This window comes from Pseudomonas sp. IT-93MI4 (assembly GCF_949767635.1).
In the GTDB taxonomy this organism is placed as follows: Bacteria; Pseudomonadota; Gammaproteobacteria; order Pseudomonadales; family Pseudomonadaceae; genus Aquipseudomonas; species Aquipseudomonas putida_A.
Window position 1 is genome coordinate 33200 of the sequence record NZ_CATKPP010000005.1, and the last position, 17903, is coordinate 51102.

At 62.1% G+C, this 17903-nt stretch carries 14 protein-coding genes; 13 read left to right on the plus strand and 1 reads right to left on the minus strand.

Annotated elements, in window-relative coordinates; all coding sequences use genetic code 11:
- The first annotated feature begins 10 nt into the window (after positions 1 to 10).
- From ACM6I7_RS04295 to ACM6I7_RS04355, 13 genes are all read left to right on the plus strand, one after another.
- Positions 11 to 1423: a DUF1254 domain-containing protein gene (locus ACM6I7_RS04295; protein ID WP_414888019.1), complete on the plus strand. Its 1413-nt coding sequence runs from the start codon at positions 11 to 13 to the stop codon at positions 1421 to 1423.
- 12 nt (positions 1424 to 1435) lie between these two features.
- Complete coding sequence (locus tag ACM6I7_RS04300) at positions 1436 to 2386, plus strand: transporter (RefSeq protein WP_414888020.1); 951 nt, start codon at positions 1436 to 1438, stop codon at positions 2384 to 2386.
- 22 nt (positions 2387 to 2408) lie between these two features.
- Positions 2409 to 3389: an AAA family ATPase gene (locus ACM6I7_RS04305; protein WP_027613737.1), complete on the plus strand. Its 981-nt coding sequence runs from the start codon at positions 2409 to 2411 to the stop codon at positions 3387 to 3389.
- On the plus strand, positions 3386 to 4321 hold the full coding sequence (locus tag ACM6I7_RS04310) for a DUF58 domain-containing protein (RefSeq protein WP_414888021.1): 936 nt from the start codon (positions 3386 to 3388) through the stop codon (positions 4319 to 4321). The genes ACM6I7_RS04305 and ACM6I7_RS04310 overlap by 4 nt, the downstream gene beginning before the upstream one ends.
- Positions 4318 to 4920: a DUF4381 domain-containing protein gene (locus tag ACM6I7_RS04315; protein WP_414888022.1), complete on the plus strand. Its 603-nt coding sequence runs from the start codon at positions 4318 to 4320 to the stop codon at positions 4918 to 4920. Before ACM6I7_RS04310 ends, ACM6I7_RS04315 begins: the two co-directional genes overlap by 4 nt.
- A complete protein-coding gene (locus ACM6I7_RS04320) occupies positions 4907 to 5899 on the plus strand; it encodes a vWA domain-containing protein (RefSeq protein WP_414888023.1) in 993 nt (330 codons plus the stop codon). The genes ACM6I7_RS04315 and ACM6I7_RS04320 overlap by 14 nt, the downstream gene beginning before the upstream one ends.
- A gap of 1 nt (position 5900) precedes the next feature.
- On the plus strand, positions 5901 to 7481 hold the full coding sequence (locus ACM6I7_RS04325; RefSeq protein ID WP_414888024.1) for a VWA domain-containing protein: 1581 nt from the start codon (positions 5901 to 5903) through the stop codon (positions 7479 to 7481).
- Complete coding sequence (locus ACM6I7_RS04330; protein ID WP_414888025.1) at positions 7478 to 8893, plus strand: hypothetical protein; 1416 nt, start codon at positions 7478 to 7480, stop codon at positions 8891 to 8893. The genes ACM6I7_RS04325 and ACM6I7_RS04330 overlap by 4 nt, the downstream gene beginning before the upstream one ends.
- A complete protein-coding gene (locus ACM6I7_RS04335) occupies positions 8890 to 9912 on the plus strand; it encodes an HAD family hydrolase (protein WP_414888026.1) in 1023 nt (340 codons plus the stop codon). Before ACM6I7_RS04330 ends, ACM6I7_RS04335 begins: the two co-directional genes overlap by 4 nt.
- Positions 9913 to 9983: 71 nt before the next feature.
- Positions 9984 to 11573 (plus strand): arylsulfatase, encoded by a 1590-nt coding sequence (locus ACM6I7_RS04340; protein WP_183785252.1) that lies wholly within the window; start codon positions 9984 to 9986, stop codon positions 11571 to 11573.
- A gap of 193 nt (positions 11574 to 11766) precedes the next feature.
- Complete coding sequence (locus ACM6I7_RS04345) at positions 11767 to 14271, plus strand: fused MFS/spermidine synthase (protein ID WP_414888027.1); 2505 nt, start codon at positions 11767 to 11769, stop codon at positions 14269 to 14271.
- A 100-nt stretch (positions 14272 to 14371) separates the two neighbouring features.
- The gene (locus ACM6I7_RS04350) at positions 14372 to 16000 is read left to right on the plus strand and encodes a J domain-containing protein (RefSeq protein WP_414888028.1); all 1629 of its coding nucleotides are present in this window, start codon (positions 14372 to 14374) and stop codon (positions 15998 to 16000) included.
- A complete protein-coding gene (locus ACM6I7_RS04355) occupies positions 15997 to 17001 on the plus strand; it encodes a DUF3829 domain-containing protein (protein ID WP_256578487.1) in 1005 nt (334 codons plus the stop codon). Before ACM6I7_RS04350 ends, ACM6I7_RS04355 begins: the two co-directional genes overlap by 4 nt.
- A gap of 48 nt (positions 17002 to 17049) precedes the next feature.
- Here the strand turns inward: ACM6I7_RS04355 and ACM6I7_RS04360 are convergent, their stop codons facing one another.
- Entirely contained in the window at positions 17050 to 17721 is a 672-nt protein-coding gene (locus ACM6I7_RS04360) for a DUF3313 domain-containing protein (RefSeq protein WP_097090079.1), read from the minus strand.
- Positions 17722 to 17903: the final 182 nt, after the last annotated feature.

Genomic DNA, 17903 nt, shown 5'->3' on the forward strand with positions numbered 1-17903 from the left:
GGAAATACCCATGCACATTGCTTTGCGCGCGGCCGGTTTCAGTCTGATGACCCTGTTCGCCAGCTGCGGCGTCGGTGCTCAGGGTTTCAGCGCCAGCCCCGAAGAAGCCCGAGGCATCGCCAGGGACGCCTACCTCTATGGCTTCCCGATAGTGGAAATGTACAAGACTCTGTACACCCAGGCCGTGGACAGCAAGAGCCCAAACTTCAAGGCACCGTTCAACCAGATCGGCAACACCGCCAAGGCCTTCACCGCCAAGGACACCGCGTTCGTCACGCCGAACGCCGACACGCCCTACTCGTTCGTCTGGATGGATCTGCGTAGCGAGCCGTTGATCCTGACCTTGCCGCCGATCGAAGAACACCGTTACTACTCGGTGCAACTGATCGACGCCTACACGCAGAACTTCGCTTACCTGGGCACCCGCAGCACCGGTAATAACGGTGGCCACTTCATGATCGCCGGGCCTGACTGGCAGGGTCAGCAACCGATCAACATCGAGCGGCTGGTGCGCAGCGAAAGCAACATCGCCTACGCGCTGTACCGCACGCAGCTGTTCGACGAAAAAGATCTGGGCAAGGTCAAGCAGATCCAGAAAGGCTACAAGGTCGAGCCGCTGAGCCACTACGTAAAACAGAAGGCCCCGGCGCCGGCGCCGAAAGTCAGTTGGCCGAAACCGACGCCGACCATGAGCGAAACCCCGGAGCTGTTCCGCTACCTGAACTTCATGCTCGCCTTCACCCCGCCGCAGGATGTCGAAAAAGACCTGCTCGCACGCTTCGCCAAAATCGGCATCGGCGCCGGTCAGCCATTCGACCTGAAAACGCTCAGCACCGAGCAACGCAAGGCCCTCGAAGACGGCATCAGTGACGCCAAGGCCGAATTCGCCGCGTTCAAGAAAGACAAGGTCGACACGCACGAAATCAGCAGTGGTGACCTGTTTGGCACCCGCGATCACCTCAAGGGCAATTACCTGTATCGCTACGCCGGCGCCAACATGGGCATCTTCGGCAACTCTGCCGAAGAGGCGAACTACATAGGCTATTTCGTCGACAAGGACGGCCAGCCGGCCGACGCAGCGAAACACGACTACACCCTGCATTTCGACAAGGGCGCCCTGCCCCCGGCCGACGCCTTCTGGTCGCTGACCATGTACGACGGCAAGAGCAAATTACTGGTGGCCAACCCGCTCAATCGCTACCTGATCAATTCGCGGATGCTGCCCGACTTGAAGCTCGATGCCGACGGCGGACTGACCCTCTACGTGCAGCACAACAATCCCGGCAAGGACAAGCAGGCCAACTGGCTGCCGGCACCGAACGGGCCGTTCTACGGCGTGTTGCGCCTGTACCTGCCGAAACCGGAAGTGGCCAGCGGCGAATGGAAAATGCCATTGCTCACCCCGGTCAACTCAAAACAATAATCGGAGCCAGTGATGGTCAAGCCTTACGTTGTGCGTCCGCTGCTGGCGCTGTGCATGATCGGCAGTACTCAACTCTATGCAGCCGAGGGCGGCGTGGGCCGGCCGATCACCGGGCAACAAGTATATTCCAACGCCGGGATCATCCCGCCCGAGCCGGGCTGGGTCGTCTCGGTGACCAGCATCTGGTACGACGGATCGCTCAAGGGCAGTCGTGGCGCGCCGATTTCCGGTGAGGTCAGTGCCGGGATCGACATGAAAGTCTCCTACACCATGACCAACCTGACGCACATCTGGGACACCGGCAAAGGCCCATGGAACTTCGCCTCGGCAATCGGCGCTCCAGTGCAGTACACCGACATTGACGCGGCCATCACCGGCCCGCGCGGACGCACCCTCGGCACCAGCGATTCCGGGACTCAGTTCGCCGACGCGCTGGTCACGCCGATTGCCGCCGGCTACCACTTCGATGAGTTGAACCACATCGCGTTGTCCCTGCCGATCTATGTGCCGACCGGCGCCTACAACGACAATCGCCTGGCCAACCCGGGGCAGAACAATTACACGTTCATGCCCACCGTGGCCTTCACCCATCTGGACGGCAAGGGTGGCGAGTTCACCCTGTCCAGTGGCCTGGAGTTCTACACCGAAAACACTACCACCGATTACCGCAACGGCAATATTTTCACCCTCGACGCCTTGTGGACTCATGGCTTCGGCAGTGGCTGGAGCGCCGGTCTGGCGGCGGGTTATATCCAGCAAATCACCGACGACAAGGGGCAGACCGCCGACAGCCTGAATGGCTTCCGTGGACGCTCCGTCGGCGCCGGGCCGGTGGTCGCCTGGGCCGGAAAATTCGCTGACGCTCAGGCCAACATCAGTGCGCGTTGGGTGCCGGAGTTCGACACCAAGAACCGCCCTGAAGGCAACGGAATTGCCGTCAACATGACCCTGGCGTTTTTCTAGACCGGCCACAAAGGACTGTCCCATGACCACACTCACCGACCTCAATGCCCTGCAAGCGAGCATCGCCGAAGCCGTACTCGGCCAGGATCAGGTCATTCGGCAGATCCTCCTCGGCCTGCTGGCCAACGGGCACTTGCTGCTGGAAAGCCTGCCGGGGCTGGCCAAGACGCGCACGGTCAAGGCGCTGGCCACGCATCTGGACGCGAAGATGAGCCGCATCCAGTTCACCCCCGACTTGCTGCCCTCGGACATCACCGGCGCCGAAGTGCTGCATCAGGTCGCCGGGCAAAACGAGATCCGCTTCCAGCCAGGCCCGCTGTTCGGCAATCTGATCCTCGCCGACGAGATCAACCGCGCCCCGGCCAAGGTCCAGGCGGCGCTGCTGGAAGCCATGGAAGAACGGCAGATTACCGTGGCCGGCACCAGCCATGTGCTGCCGGAGCTGTTCATTGTGGTCGCCACGCAAAACCCGATCGAGCAGGAAGGCACTTATCCGTTGCCGGAAGCGCAGATGGACCGGTTCCTGATGAAGGTGCTGCTGGATTACCCCAGCGCCGACAATGAAAGCCAGGTGCTGCGCCTGTTGCGCGCCGAGGAGTTTGCCCAGGGTGCGAACACCGCACCGGGCAAGGGCTTCAGCCTGTCACAGGAAGTGATTTTCGCTGCGCGCAAGGAGGTCAGCGCGGTGCACGTATCACCGGCCATCGACCGCTATCTGATCGACCTGATCAACGCCACTCGCCACCCGGCCGATTACGACGAAGACCTCGGACGCTGGATCAGCATCGGTGCCAGTCCCCGTGGCGGCATCGGCCTGGATCGTTGTGCGCGGGCCGACGCGTGGTTGCAGGGCCAGGATTTTGTTTCGCCGGATAACGTGCGCGCCGTGGTGCATCCGGTGCTGCGCCATCGCCTGCAATTGAGCTACGACGCGGTCGCCGATGGCGTGACTGCTGATCAGGTGCTCGACCGTTTGCTGGATAAAGTGGCGATTCCGGCGTGAACACGGACGGTCTGGTCTACGTGTCTCTGGCGCAATTGATGGCGCTGGAGTTCAAGGCCCGTGACCTGAGTTTTCTGGCGCGCCAGCCCCAGGGTAGCATCCTTGCCGGCAATCATGCCTCGCGCCTGCGTGGCCGTGGTTTGAACTTCGATGAGTTGCGCCGCTATCAGCCCGGTGATGATTTACGCCACCTCGACTGGCGCGCCTCGCTGCGTACCGGCAAACCGGTGGTTCGCACTTTTACTGAAGAACGCGATCGCCCGGCCTTGATCGTGGTCGATCAGCGCATGTCGATGTTCTTCGGCTCCCGACGCAGTTTCAAATCCGCCCTCGCCGCGGAACTCGCGGCGCTGGCGGCGTGGATGGTGTTCAACGCCGGTGACCGGGTCGGCGGTCTGGTGTTCAACGATCAGCGCATCGACTGCATCGCGCCGTTGCGCAGTCGCAAACGGGTCGAAGCCCTGCTCAGCCGCGTGGCGCAACAGAATCAGGCGCTGAACGCGGCCAATCCCGACGCCGAAGACGAGGATCAGTTGGACAAGGCCTTGCAGCGTTGCCTGGCGTTGGCCGGTCACGACCATTTGATCTGCATCGTCAGCGACTTCGCCGGGGCGGGTGAACGCACCTTGCAATTGATGCGGCAACTGCGCGCGCACAACGACGTGATTGCCCTGCAAGTCTACGATCCACTGGCCTTGAAGCTGCCGAGCGATGGCCGGCTGCTGGTCACCCAAGGCCAATTGCAGGTGGAACTGGCTGTCGAGAAACGCAGCGTGCATCAGCCGTTGGGTGATTATCTCGGTGGCCGCCTTAAGGACGTCGCCACCCTGCTGCGCCGCAGTCAGGTGCCGCTGATGATGTTCAGCACCGCCGAAGAGGCCCACGCGCAATTGCGCGCCGAGCTTGGCAAGTCTGCCGGCCCACGGCGATGAACCCGAATATCCCCGACATCAGCCAGCTCAAGGAGCTGAGCCTGCCGGTGCCGGTGAGTTATGCGCCTCAGACCTGGGGCTGGTGGCTGTTGCTGGCGTTGTTGGTTGTGCTGGCGTTGATTGTTGGCGTGCGGCGTTATGTGCAGTGGCGACGGGATCAGTATCGGCGCGAAGCGCTGGTGCGGCTGGCGCAGTTGCGTGAGCGCAGTGATGACCTCAATGCCCTGCGCGAGTTGCCCGAACTGCTCAAACGCGTGGCCCTTTCGATGCCCCTACCCAGCGCTCGCTGGTGGAACACAATAACTGTGGGAGCTGGCTTGCCAGCGATGAGGCCATCTCCTGCAACATCCGAGCTGAATGACAGGACGCCATCGCTGGCAAGCCAGCTCCCACAGGATCCTGCGGCGTTGGGAAGATCGGATTGGCAGGCCTTTCTGCAGCGGCACAGTAAAAAGAAACTACCCGACGACTTCAGCGATCAACTGGCCCTACTCGCTTACGCCCCCGACGCCACCTTGCGCGCCCTCCCCGCCGAACAGCGCCAGGCGCTGTTCGACACCTGCCAACACTGGGTGGAGCAACACCATGTGGCAGCTTGATTACCCGTGGTTGTTGCTCCTGCTGCCGCTGCCGTGGCTGACCTTGCGTTATCTACCGGCGTATCAGGAGGCGCGCAGCGCCGTGCGCGTGCCGTTTTTCGGCGCCATGAGCCGCGCCGTCGGGGAAGCGCCGAGCCGGGTCGGCAATCGTCAGAACCCCTGGCAACTGCTGCTCAATCTTCTGGTGTGGACGTTGATCCTGCTCGCCGCCGCGCGCCCGGTGTTCGTCGAAAAGCCCATCGAACGCCAGCAACCGGTACGCGACCTGATGCTCGCCATCGACCTCTCGCAATCGATGGAGACTGAAGATTTCAGCAATGCCGATGGCCAGAAAATCAATCGCCTCGCCGCCGTCAAACAGGTGGTGCAAGGCTTCATCGACAAGCGCAAGGATGACCGCATCGGTCTGATCGTGTTCGGCAGCGGTGCCTATCCGCAGGCGCCGCTGACTCTCGATCACGCCAGCCTTGCGCTGTTGCTGGCCGACACTGGCATTGGCATGGCCGGGCCGAACACCGCCATCGGCGATGCCATCGGTTTGAGCCTGAAGCTGCTCGACCAGGCGCACGAACAGCAAAAGGTGCTGATCCTGCTCACTGACGGCAACGACACCAGCAGCGCGATCCCCCCCGACCACGCCGCGGAAATGGCCGCCAACAAGGGCGTGGTCATTCACACCATCGGCATCGGCGACCCCAAGGCTTCCGGCGAGGCGCAGGTCAATCTGCGCGGGCTGCAACAGATCGCCCAGACCACTGGTGGGCAGTTCTTCCGCGCCGAAGATCGTACGGCGCTGGATCAGGTCTACAACACCCTCGACCGCCTCACCCCGCATCAGGTGAAAACCCTCAGCCATCAGCCGCAACGCGAGTTGTTCCATTGGCCGCTGGGCGCGGCGCTGGGGTTGTTGGCGCTGTATCACCTCTGCGCCCTGCTGCGCCCGCGCCTGGCGCTGGCCCGCCAGCGGCAGGAGGCCTGAGATGGAGATCAATCTCAGCGACTTGCACTTTTTGCGTCCGCTGTGGCTGCTGCTCGCGCTGTTCGCCGCGCTGCTGCCGCTGCTCTGGCGCCGCAGCCGCGACTTGCAGCGCCGGCTGCGCAGCAACATCGCCGAACACTTACTGCCGCACCTGCTGGTCACGCCAACGGATCAGCAGCGCCTGCGCCCGGTGCATTGGCTGTGCGCGGTGTTGGCACTCGGGGCGCTCGCCGCGGCCGGGCCGACCTGGGAGCAGGATCGCCCGGACTTTCTGCAGAATCGCGCTCCACTGATCGTTGCGGTGGACCTGTCACCATCGATGGACGCCCGCGACGTACCACCGACGCGCCTGCAAGCGGCCAAACACAAACTGCACGACCTGATTCAGCGTCGCGCCGGCGCCCGCACCGCGCTGATCGCCTATGCCGGCAGCGCGCATCTGGTGTTGCCGCCGACCGACGATCCGGCGTTGCTCGACATCTTCATTCAGGCGCTGGGCACAGGCCTCATCGACAAACCGGGCAAGGACGTTAGCGCCGTCATCGAGCAGGCCAGACGCCTGCTCAGCGCCGAGCAAACCCCGGGCAGCCTGCTGTTGATCACCGACGGCGCTGACGTTGCACAGCTCGATGGTCTCGACAAACAACTCGATGACAGCCAATTGCAGGTGCTGGTACTTGCGGTCGGCAATGAGGACGGCGGCATGATTCAGGACGCCAACGGCCAACCGGCAGTCGACAGCAACGGGCGCCCGCTGCTCGGCCATTTCGATCCGGCGGCACTCAAGCAATTGGCCGCCGCCCTCGACGCGCCGCTGGGCAGCCTCACCCTCGACGACGATGATCTGGACTGGATCGAGTTGCACGCCCAACAACACTTCCAGAGTGCCAGCGCCGAACAGCAGCAATTGCACTGGAAGGATGCCGGTTACTGGCTGTGCTGGCCTCTTCTATTGTTGGCGCTGCTCGGTGTGCGCAAGGGCTGGAACGTCAACTGGGTACCGGCGCTGCTATTGGCTGCGGGCCTGGGCTGGCCTGCCGCACCCGCCCAGGCCAGTGCACTGACCGACGCGTTCTTCACCCGCGATCAGCAAGGGCGCTGGGCTGTCGAGCATGAGCATTGGCCGCAAGCAGCGGCGCTGTTTGTCGATCCGTACTGGAAAGGCGTGGCGGCCTATCACGCGGCGGACTACGACCTCGCACTGGCGACCTTTGCCCGGCTGGACACGGCGCAAGCGTGGTTTTACCTGGGCAACATTTACGTGCGGCGCTTCAAGTTCGATCAGGCGATTGCCGCCTACACCCAGGCCTTGCAGCGGCAACCGCAGTTCCCCGAAGCCACGGCCAATCTGGCGCTGGCGCAGGCGTTGCTCAAGGACACCGACAGCGCCGAGAAAAACGCTCCCGAGACCAAACCGGACGAAGTGAAATTCGACAAGGCGCCGGGCAAGGGCCAGAGCAAAAAGGTCGAGACCGAACAGGCGACGTCCGATGCGTTGTGGCTGCAAAACCTGAACACCTCGCCGGCGAAGTTTCTCAGGCGGAAATTCAGTTTGCAGGATCAGTCGGGGGCCAGGCCATGAATCGAGTTGCGGCTATCGCGAGCAGGCTCACTCCTACAGGGGAATTGTGTGCGCCGAAAATCTTCTGTAGGAGTGAGCCTGCTCGCGATGGCGCCCGCCTGATCACCGCAACCCTGCTGACCCTGCTCACCAGTTGCCTGTTCACAATCCAGGCCTCTGCCGCCGAACCCCAATTGAGAATCCAGGCCCACCTGCAACCCGCCGAAGGCGCCATGGTCGGCGGACTGCTCGAGCTGCAAGTCGATGTGCTCACCGACACCTGGTTCACCAGCGCCGCCACCCTGCCCGAACTGAAACTCGACGGCGCCCTGGTCACGCCGCCGGACGGCCAGGCCCAACACCTGAATCAGACCATCGACGGGCAATCCTTCAGCGGCTTGCGCTACAGCTACCTGATCACCCCGAATGTCGCCCGCCGCTTCGATATTCCGCCGTTGACGGTGAGTGCGACACCGGGTCAGGCCAGCACAGCGATCAGCGCACACAGCCAACCGTTGCACTTCAGCACCACCCAGCCACCCGGGTTCAAACCCGGAGAAACGCCGCTGGTGGCCAGCGATGTGCGCCTGAGCCAAAGCCTGACCAACTCGGCAACCCCGTTGAAAACCGGTGACAGCATCACCCGGCAACTGCTCCTGCAAGCCGATGGCGCACTGGCGATGGCGCTTCCAGTTCCGCCATTGGCTGACGTGGCCGGCCTGAGTCGTTACCTGCAGGCCCCACAAGTCACCCGCCTGGATGACGGCCGCGGCAACGTGCTCGGCGGTCAGCGGATCGACGCCGTCATCTACCGCATCGACAAGGCTGGCGCCTACACCCTGCCGGCCATCGCGGTGAAATGGTGGGACGTCAAAACGCAGCAGAGCCGCATTGCGCAAGTGCCGGCAGTGACCTTCGAAGCCGCAGCCAACAGCGCCTACAAACCGGTGTTTTCGATCACCGACGATCTCCAGCAGCTCGGCCGCAACAACCCGCATTTTTCCACGCGCTGGTTGCTGTGGCTGGCGCTACTCGCCGTGTGTATTGGCGTCGGTTATTGGCTGCGTCCGGCGCTGATGCGCGCCCGGCACCAATGGCAGGCGCGCAAGCACGCGCGGCAACTGGCCTGGGAGCAATCGGCGGACTTCGCCTGGCAGCAGATCAACCCGCAGCTGCAGGCACAACCGGCGCAATTGAGCGCCTTGTATCTGTGGTTGCGCCGCAGTCGCCTCGGGCTGCAACTGGTGAATGCCGGCCCGCGCCTGCAAGGCCTGTTGCGCGGGCTTTATGGACGTGATCCACAGACTGCACAAACACTCGCTCAACTGCATGAATCGTTGACTACGCTTCACAGTCAGGCCGAACAACAGGCGCACAAACCGGCGTCGGCCCTGCGCCCGCTCAACCCCGTTCATGAAAGGGATTTCCCATGACCCATCCACCGCAGCAGCGTCAACGTTTCAGCCTTGCGCTGGTGTTTGCGCTGGCATTGCCACTGCTGGCCCAGGCCAGCGAGCCACTGCCGTCATGGAACGACGGCCCGGCCAAAAAACACATCATCGAGTTTGTGCAAGCGGTCACCGATCAGTCCGGCAAAGATTTCGTCAAACCCGTCGATCGCATTGCCGTGTTCGATAACGACGGCACCCTGTGGAGCGAGCAGCCGATGTATTTCGAGTTGCTGTTCGCCCTCGACGAAGTCAAGCGCAATGCGCCGCAGCACCCGGAATGGCAAACCACCCAGCCATTCAAAGCCGTGCTGGAAAATGATCATCAGGCACTGGCCGCCGCCGGCATGGACGGGATTATCAAGATCTTCGGCGCCACTCACACCGGCATGACCACCGAGGCCTTCGACGACAACGCCAAGACCTGGCTGAGCCAGGCTCGACATCCGAAAACCGGCAAGCCCTACACCGAGATGATCTTCCAGCCGATGCTGGAAATGCTCGACTACCTGCGCAGCCAGGACTTCAAGACCTACATCGTTTCCGGCGGCGACACCGGCTTCATGCGCGCCTTTGCCGAGAAGGTTTACGGCATCCCGCCGGAACAGGTGATCGGCACCACGTTCGTCACCGCGTTCCAGTTCAAGGACGGCCAGGCCTCGATCCTGCGCACCCGGAAACTGGCACACAACGACGACGGCCCGGGCAAACCGGAGAGCATTGATGCAGTGATCGGCAAACGGCCGATCCTCGCGTTCGGCAACTCCGACGGCGACCTGCAGATGCTGCAGTGGACCACCGCCGGCCCCGGCAAACGCTTCATGGGGCTGGTGCACCACACCGACGCCAGACGCGAGTGGGCCTATGACCGAAAATCCGATATCGGGCGACTCGATAAAGCCCTCGACGAAGCAAATTCCCGTGGCTGGACCGTGGTGGACATGGCGACCGAATGGCGCCGGATCTACCCGTTCGATCCACCGGCAACCGGGCAGGTGCAATAAGAAAAAGCGTGATGCTGGACTGCAAGAAACGTAAGTCGCAACAACGACCCCCGCGATAAGGAGCAAGTCAGATGACTCGCATACGCAAGTGGCTACCGAAACTCGCCCTGGTGGCAACCTCGGTGATGGCGCTGTCGGCAACTGCCACAGCGGCTGAGAAACCCAACATTCTGGTGATCTTCGGCGACGATATCGGCCAGACCAACATCAGCGCCTACTCCATGGGCGTGGTGGGCTACAAGACCCCGAACATCGACCGGATTGCCAAAGAAGGCATGATGTTCACCGACTATTACGCGGAGAACAGCTGCACCGCCGGACGATCCTCGTTCATCACCGGCCAGACGCCGCTGCGTACCGGCCTGTCGAAAGTCGGTGCGCCGGGAGCGACTGTCGGCCTGCAAAAGCGCGATATCACCATCGCTCAGGCGCTCAAGTCTCAGGGATACGCCACCGGCCAGTTCGGTAAGAATCACCTTGGGGACAAAGATGAATACCTGCCGACCAACCATGGTTTCGACGAATTCTTCGGCAACCTTTATCACCTTAACGCCGAAGAAGAACCCGAACGCCCCTACTGGCCCAAGGATGACCCGGACTTTGTCAAAGCCAACTCGCCACGGGGCGTAATCCACAGTTTCGCCGACGGCAAGATCGAGGACACCGGCGCGCTGACCACCAAGCGCATGGAAACCATCGACGACGAAACCACCGCTGCCGCGCAAGCGTTCATCGAGAAACAGGCCAAGGCCGACAAGCCGTTCTTCGTCTGGATGAACACCACGCGCATGCACCTGTTCACCCACGTGCGTGACTCGATGAAGGGCCAGAGCGGCATGCCCGGCAACGAATACGCCGACGGCATGCTGGAACACGACGGAGATGTCGGCAAACTGCTCAAGACCCTCGACGACCTGAAAATCACCGACAACACGATCGTGGTCTACACCACCGACAACGGCCCGAACCAGTTCTCCTGGCCGGACGCGGCGACCACGCCGTTCCGTAACGAGAAGAACTCCAACTGGGAAGGCGCCTACCGTGTACCGGCGATGATTCGCTGGCCGGGCAAGATCAAACCGGGGGAAGTGTCCAACGAGATGTTCTCGGGCCTGGACTGGTTCCCGACTTTGCTCGCTGCTGCCGGTGACACCGAGGTGAAAGACAAGCTGCTCAAGGGCTGGGCGCCGACCTCCGGAGGCAACAACTTCAAAGTGCATCTGGACGGTTACAACCAGTTGCCCTATCTGACCGGCCAGCAACCCAACGGTGAGCGTAAGGAGTTCTACTACTTCAACGACGACGGCATGCTGGTTTCAATGCGCTTTGGCAACTGGAAGGCCGTTTTCGCCGAGCAGCGAGCGCCGGGTGGTTTTGCGGTGTGGAGCAATCCGTTCACGCCCTTGCGCGTGCCCAAGATCTTCAACCTGAGAATGGACCCGTACGAGCGGGCCGACGTGGTTTCCGATCAATACTACGACTGGTCGACCAAAAACGTTTACCTGGTCGCCGTTGCGACAACCAAGGCAGCGCGCTTCCTGCAGACCTTCATCGAGTATCCGCCGAGCCAGAAACCGGCGAGCTTCAGCATCGACCAGATCCGTGCTGCGGTTGACGCGAAGATTGAAGAGAAAATGAAAGCGGCACCGGCTGCACAGTAAGACCGTTGAACTGCCGCCCGCCCTCAGCGGCGGGCGGCCCTGTTTCGAACTTGGGACCGTGTCGGCCCATTCGCGAGCAGGCTCGCTCCCACACTGGACTTGCGTCCAATACAAATCCCCTGTGGGAGCGAGCCTGCTCGCGAAGAGGCCGGCACCGACACAGCATTTTCCGAATTGAAATAAGGCAATCCGCATGTCCTCACGTATCGCCAGCAAGCCGTCGGCCATACCCACCACTCAAGCCGCCACCCCGGCGCTGCTGATCCCCGCCCTGCTGCTGTGCATCTCCGGCGCCGCCGCGCTGGTGTATCAGGTGCTGTGGATCAAACAGTTGTCGCTGGTGGTCGGCGTCGAGGTCTATGCCATCACCACCGGCATCAGCGCGTTTTTTGCCGGGCTGGCCATTGGCGGCTGGCTGTTCGGGCGCTGGGCTGATCGCTTGCAGCAACCGGTGTTGCTCTATGCCGGGCTGGAAGTGCTGGTGGCGATACTCGGGGTTGGCGCCACGGTTGCGATGAGCCTGGCGGCGAGCCCGTTTGCCTGGTTGCAAGGTCATGTCGGCCTTCTCGCCTGGTGCTTGCCGTTCACGCTGGTGGGGATTCCGGCGGTGTTGATGGGCGGCACGCTCCCGGTATTGGTGCGCTCGCTGGCCGCGGATCCGGGCAGGGCCGGCGGTCAGCTGTATGCGGCCAACACCCTCGGCGCGATTGTCGGCACCCTGCTCGCCGCGTTCGTGCTGATCGCCACCCTCGGCGTGCGCGGCAGTTCGCTGTTTGCCGCAATGCTCAATCTGCTGGCCGCAGCCGCTGCGCTGTGGTTGCAACGTCAGCAGCCGACGCCGGTGGCGGCTGCGGTCAAACATCACACCGAGAAAGCCGCGGACCGCACGGCGCTGTGGCTGTACGCCATCGCCGGCGGCGTGGCGCTGGGGTATGAAGTGGTCTGGTCGCAGTCGATCGTGCAGTTCATGAGCACCCGCACCTACGCGTTCGCCGTGGTGCTCGCGACGTACCTGACCGGGCTGTTCATCGGCAGCGCCCTGCTCGGCCGCCGCGTCGAGCGCATTCGCGATCCATGGGGCGTGTTCGGTCTGTTGATTGCCGGTGCCGGGCTGATCGCCTTGCTGGAAATTGCCCTGCTCGGGCGCTGGCTGGTGTTGGCCCAGAGTCAGGCCGAGAGCTGGCTGCTGGCCTTGGGCGCCAGCGAACTGGCCGGTATGAGCGCACGTTTCGCAGTGGCGGCGCTGAGCATCGTGTTTGTGCCGACGCTGTTGCTCGGCGCGGCGTTTCCACTGGCGCTGCGCTTGAGTGTCGGTCGTGAGCGGGTCGGCCGCGATGTCGGGGCCGTGGTTGCGTTCAACACCCTGGGCGGGATTGTCGGGGTGATGTTCTGCGGTTTTCTGCTGATCCCGCTGCTGGGGCTGGTGCGCACGCTGGGCTTGCTGGCGATCATCGCGGCCGGCATCGGCTACGTGGCCGTCCGCAAGGGTCATCACGTCAAAAAAGGCCGGCGTCAGGCCGTGGTCGCGCTGGGGCTGCTGTCGGTCGTGCTCGCCGTGCTGACGCCAGTGGACAAACTCGCCAGTCTGCTGCCCGGTGCGCGTAACGGCACGCTGGCGTTCTACGAGGAAGGCCGTGGCGGCACCGTGGCGGTGGTCGCTCAGGGCCGTGGTGAGAACAGCTTCCACCGCCTGTACATTCAAGGCGTGTCCAATACCGGCGATGCCATGCCGTCGCTGCGCTACATGCGCATCCAGACGTTGCTGCCACTGCTGATCCATAACGGCGAGCCGCGCTCGACGCTGGTGATCGGCTTCGGCACCGGGATCACCGCCGGCGCCCTGCTGCGCTATCCGGGGCTGGAACACAGGGTGGTCGCCGAACTGCTGCCATCGGTGGTCAAGGCCGCGCCTCTGTTCAAGGGCAACTTCAACGCCGCCAACGATCCCGGCGTCGAAGTACGCCTGCGCGATGGTCGTCAGGAACTATTGCGCAGTCCGCAGACCTATGACCTGATCACCCTCGAACCGCCACCGCCGTCGGCGGCCGGCGTGGTCAATCTGTACTCCCGCGACTTTTATCAACTGGCAGCCAGTCGTCTTGAACAACAAGGCATCGTCGCGCAATGGCTGCCGTTGCCGACCCAAAACATTGATGACTCTCGCTCACTGGTGCGCAGCTTCCTCGACGTGTTCCCGTATGCCTCGCTGTGGACCAGCGAGTTCCACGAGATGCTGCTGGTCGGTTCGCAGCAGCCGATGGAACTGGACGCGGCGAAAATCACCGAGCGCTTCCAGCAAGCCAGCGTACGCAGCGCTTTGCAGGATGTCGGGATTGGCTCGGCACCAGCGTTGCTCGCGACCTGGGTCACCGACCGCGCAGGCCTTGAACGCTTTGCCGCAAACGCGCCGGCGGTGACGGACGATCAGCCCCGAATCGAATACGCGCCGTGGGTGCGCAGCAAGGAAATCACCCGGGTGCTGCCGGCGCTGCTGGATCTGTATGTGCCGCCGCAACTGGTGAATGCCGATACCGGGCTCACTGAGCGAATGGAGACCCACCGCCAGCGTCTGCTGCAGTTCTACCGCGCGAGCCTGCATGCCTACAACGGCGACCGCGATGCCTGGGGGCGGGACATGAGCGAAGTAATGCAGAGCGACAGCGGCAATCCTTACTTCCGCTGGTTCGTTGGCAAATGAGCAACGGCTGAGGACTTTTCGACGCGAAACAGGTAGGGTGCGCAAAATCAAATTGCCATCACTGGGTCGCGTCGCAGGTTTTCATGGAGTTGTATACGCAATGAGTTGCTGGACCGTCCTGGGCCTGACGCCCGACGCCGATACGCGCAGTATCAAACGCCAATACGCTGCCCTCCTCAAAAATACCCGTCCGGACGACGACGCCGAAGGTTTTCAGCGCCTGCGTGACGCGTATGAGCAGGCCCTCAACTACAAAGAATGGGCACAGTTCAACGACGACCAGCAGGATGACGACGGCAACTGGGACCTTACCGGTCTGACGGTGGTAGAAGTCGACGCGCTGCAGCAGGTGACGCGTTCGCTGGCGGGCATCAGCCTCGACGAACTGGTCCAGCGTCATTCGATGGCCGTTCAACAGGGTTGCGCGCATATCCTCGAAGACACTGTCCTGCAGCACTGCATCGAGCATCCCGATACATCGGAATCTCTGGTGGACTGGGCGATTCCCACATTTCACTGGTTCAGTGCCTGGCAGCGCCTTGAACTGGACGAGGAATCGATCACGCTTTTGCTCGCTCAGCAGCGCGAGCGTATCGCTCGCCCCCTGCGTGACGCCCTTGAACTAGAGGACGACGAAGATTTTCTGCAGGCGTACAAGTCTTGCACGCAGTACCTGTGGCTCGAAGCAGAAGTGCACCGGCAATGGTTCAACCTGCTCCTCAGTCAATTGCTGCTGGATAGCCGTTACTGGTCCTCAAACCTTTTCGAACAGGTATGCGCCGGCCAGGGCTGGCACCCAGGCCCAACCAATCGTTGCCCCGAGAGTGAATGGACGCGCCTGCTCGCCCGTCATGAAGCGCCGATTTTTCTCGCGCGGCAGCGCCAGCTTGCCGAGGCACCGCTCGCCACGCCTGAACACCGCGCCGCGCGCATGCTCCTGGGCAACGGCCCCTTCAATCAACGTCGCGCTCTGGCCCGACGCCTGCGCGAAGAAGACTGGGCGCAGTGCCGTAAGTTGAGCTCGGCGCTGTACGCCAATAACCCACAAGTCTGGGCGGAGATGCCCGGTGGCACCGCGTTCTTCTGGCGCGACTGGGAATTGAGTTTCAACGATTGGCCGACATACGTGGGTGTCGTGCTGGCTTGTCTGATCGGCTCTTTTACCCACTTCATCCCGCAGGGCCTGCGCGTCAGCGGGTTGATCAATATTGTCATGATCACGACGGTCGTATTTGCCGTGATCGCAGCCGGGCTCAATTGGCTGGTGCATGACCTGGCCCATCGCTGGTGGTTACTGGATGACCGGCTCAGTGCACGCCTTCGCCTGGGCTTGCGCTCCGACTCACCGCCGTTCGGAGTTCTGCGCGACCTCATTCCCTGTGCGCTGATGGCAGCCGGATTCAGTTGGCTTTTCGGTCCGATCGCTGGCGTTGTATACACCGCAACCCTCGCAGTTTTCGGGCTGGTACGGCGACGCCAGGTCAAACCGCAGGTCTCCTGGGAGCAGAGCAGCCCGATTCTGAAAATCTGTCTGACGAGCCTGGGGATAGTGGTTCTGGTCGTTGTGTTGGGTGTGATCAACGTGATCGCCAGCCAAGGCACGGTCAACCGTAATCAGGGGTTGCAACCCTGGACTGAACGTTCGTGCAGCCGTATGCCGGCGACCACCACCGAATGCAACGCACCGGCCACCGTTGAGCAGTGGTACGGCAAGGAGGCGCGACCGTGAAAAACGCGAACTTGTTGTTCCCCATTGGTCTGGTGATCGCCGTTGTCGTGATGGGATTGATGGGGGCCAGTCGGCCCTTCTCACAACTCGACCTCTGGCTGGACGGACGCGATGCGCCGATCACCGCCCAGGCCAATGCCCTGAGCCCGCTCATCAGCTGCGTCAACCGGGTCGACGTGCAATGGCGAGTGGCTTACGACCGTTACAAGAATCCCCAGCCGCCTCAGCCTCACAACCAGCAATGGATGCTTGGCCTCAAGGATTTCGACGACAGCGATGCGTTGAATGTGCGTGACATACAGCGCGACGTCTGCTCTCAAGGCCTCGCCGAAAAACTTCAATTACTGGCCTACCAGCCCGAATTGGCGCGAAAGGCAACTGAATACGCCCGCTCGCTGAATACACTCGCGACGGTGATTCCGGTCGGCCGGATTTACAGGGAAGCCAGCTTTTCGACCGGGTCGCAAAACCCGGCGGCCATCATTGTCGAATCTGCATTCATCGAGTCCGCTGCGAGCGGTTACATCAAGGCGTCAACGGCCCTGAGAGAAGCCTTGCTGCCACTGGACGCCGCGCAACGCCCCGAACAGCTGAAACGGATGGAAGCGCGTCTGGGCAAGGATATCCATTGGTATTTACTGGCATACATGATCCAGGCCCGAGAAACTATCGACTTGCTCGATGAAGGCATGAGAAACCGCACACTGACGCCACAATTGCTGGCCGACACCACGGCAAAGCTGCAGCAGGCATGGGATCGTCGGGCACCCTTCCTCGTCTCGCAAAACAACGCGTTCAGGACGAAGACGGACGCGGCGCGGGATCTGTGGTTCCACATCGGCGAGCCAGCGACCCGCTATCTGGCGGCGTTGAACACACTGCACAAGGACTGGCAGGACCACGCACCACCGCAGCAACTGAGCGACGACTTCCACGCAGTCAACCGGAGTTACGACGGTCTGCTCAGTCATTACAACCGCCAGGCCCGAGCCGAGTTCTGATGAAACACGCACGGGATCGTTCGCCCTGAACGATCCCGCTGGCGGATCTTACTTCGACTTGAGCTTGAGATAGGACTGATGCATGTCCGCCGCCCAGCCATCGATCACCGCTTTGACGTCATCGGCTTTCATTACCTGAGTGTCGTTTGCCAATGGTTTGCCAGTGCCCTTGCGCACAACCTGGGCCACAACCTTATTGCTGCCGCCGTCGAGAAACACCGCTTCGGTGGCGAGTGTGGTTTCCTGATCGCGGATACCGCTGGCCGTGCTGACCGCTGCCGCAACCAGCGCAACCGGGATGATTTCATACGGTTTGAGGCCTTCGGTCTGGCTGCTCACGGCAGTAATCGCCGCACGTACCACGATTACACCGGGGCCAGGGCCGTTGGCCAATGGCAAGGACTTGCTGATTTCGCGCTTTAGCGCTTGATCGTAGTAGCTGGTGATGCCGTTGAGGGTCTGTTGCGGAATCTTCACCGTCGCTTGCGGCTTGGGATAGAGCTGGGTCGGCTCGACGTAGACGCTGGTAAACCGGTTGATGTCGAGCTTCGGATCGACCCAACGCATTACCTCGGCACCGGACGGTGATCTGGCTTCCCGGAGCTGGCTGTAGTCCTTGAGAAATCCGGAGTACTGGTCAGGCTCGACAACCTTACTCGAACACCCCGCCACTCCAAGCGTGGCGATGCAGAGGGTGCTCATCATCAGTGCAAGCTTCATGCTGTAACTCCTGTCAGAAAGCCGAAGAAATTGCTTGGGGGAGTTACAGTTATAGCCAATGCCCGCGGATTTGCCCTGCAAACATTGAAGATTCACACGTGGTTGCGCAGTTGATCACAACCGCCATTTGACAGACAGCGACTCATCCGGCAAAGCTGCATCGAGCTTGAACGCATGCCAGC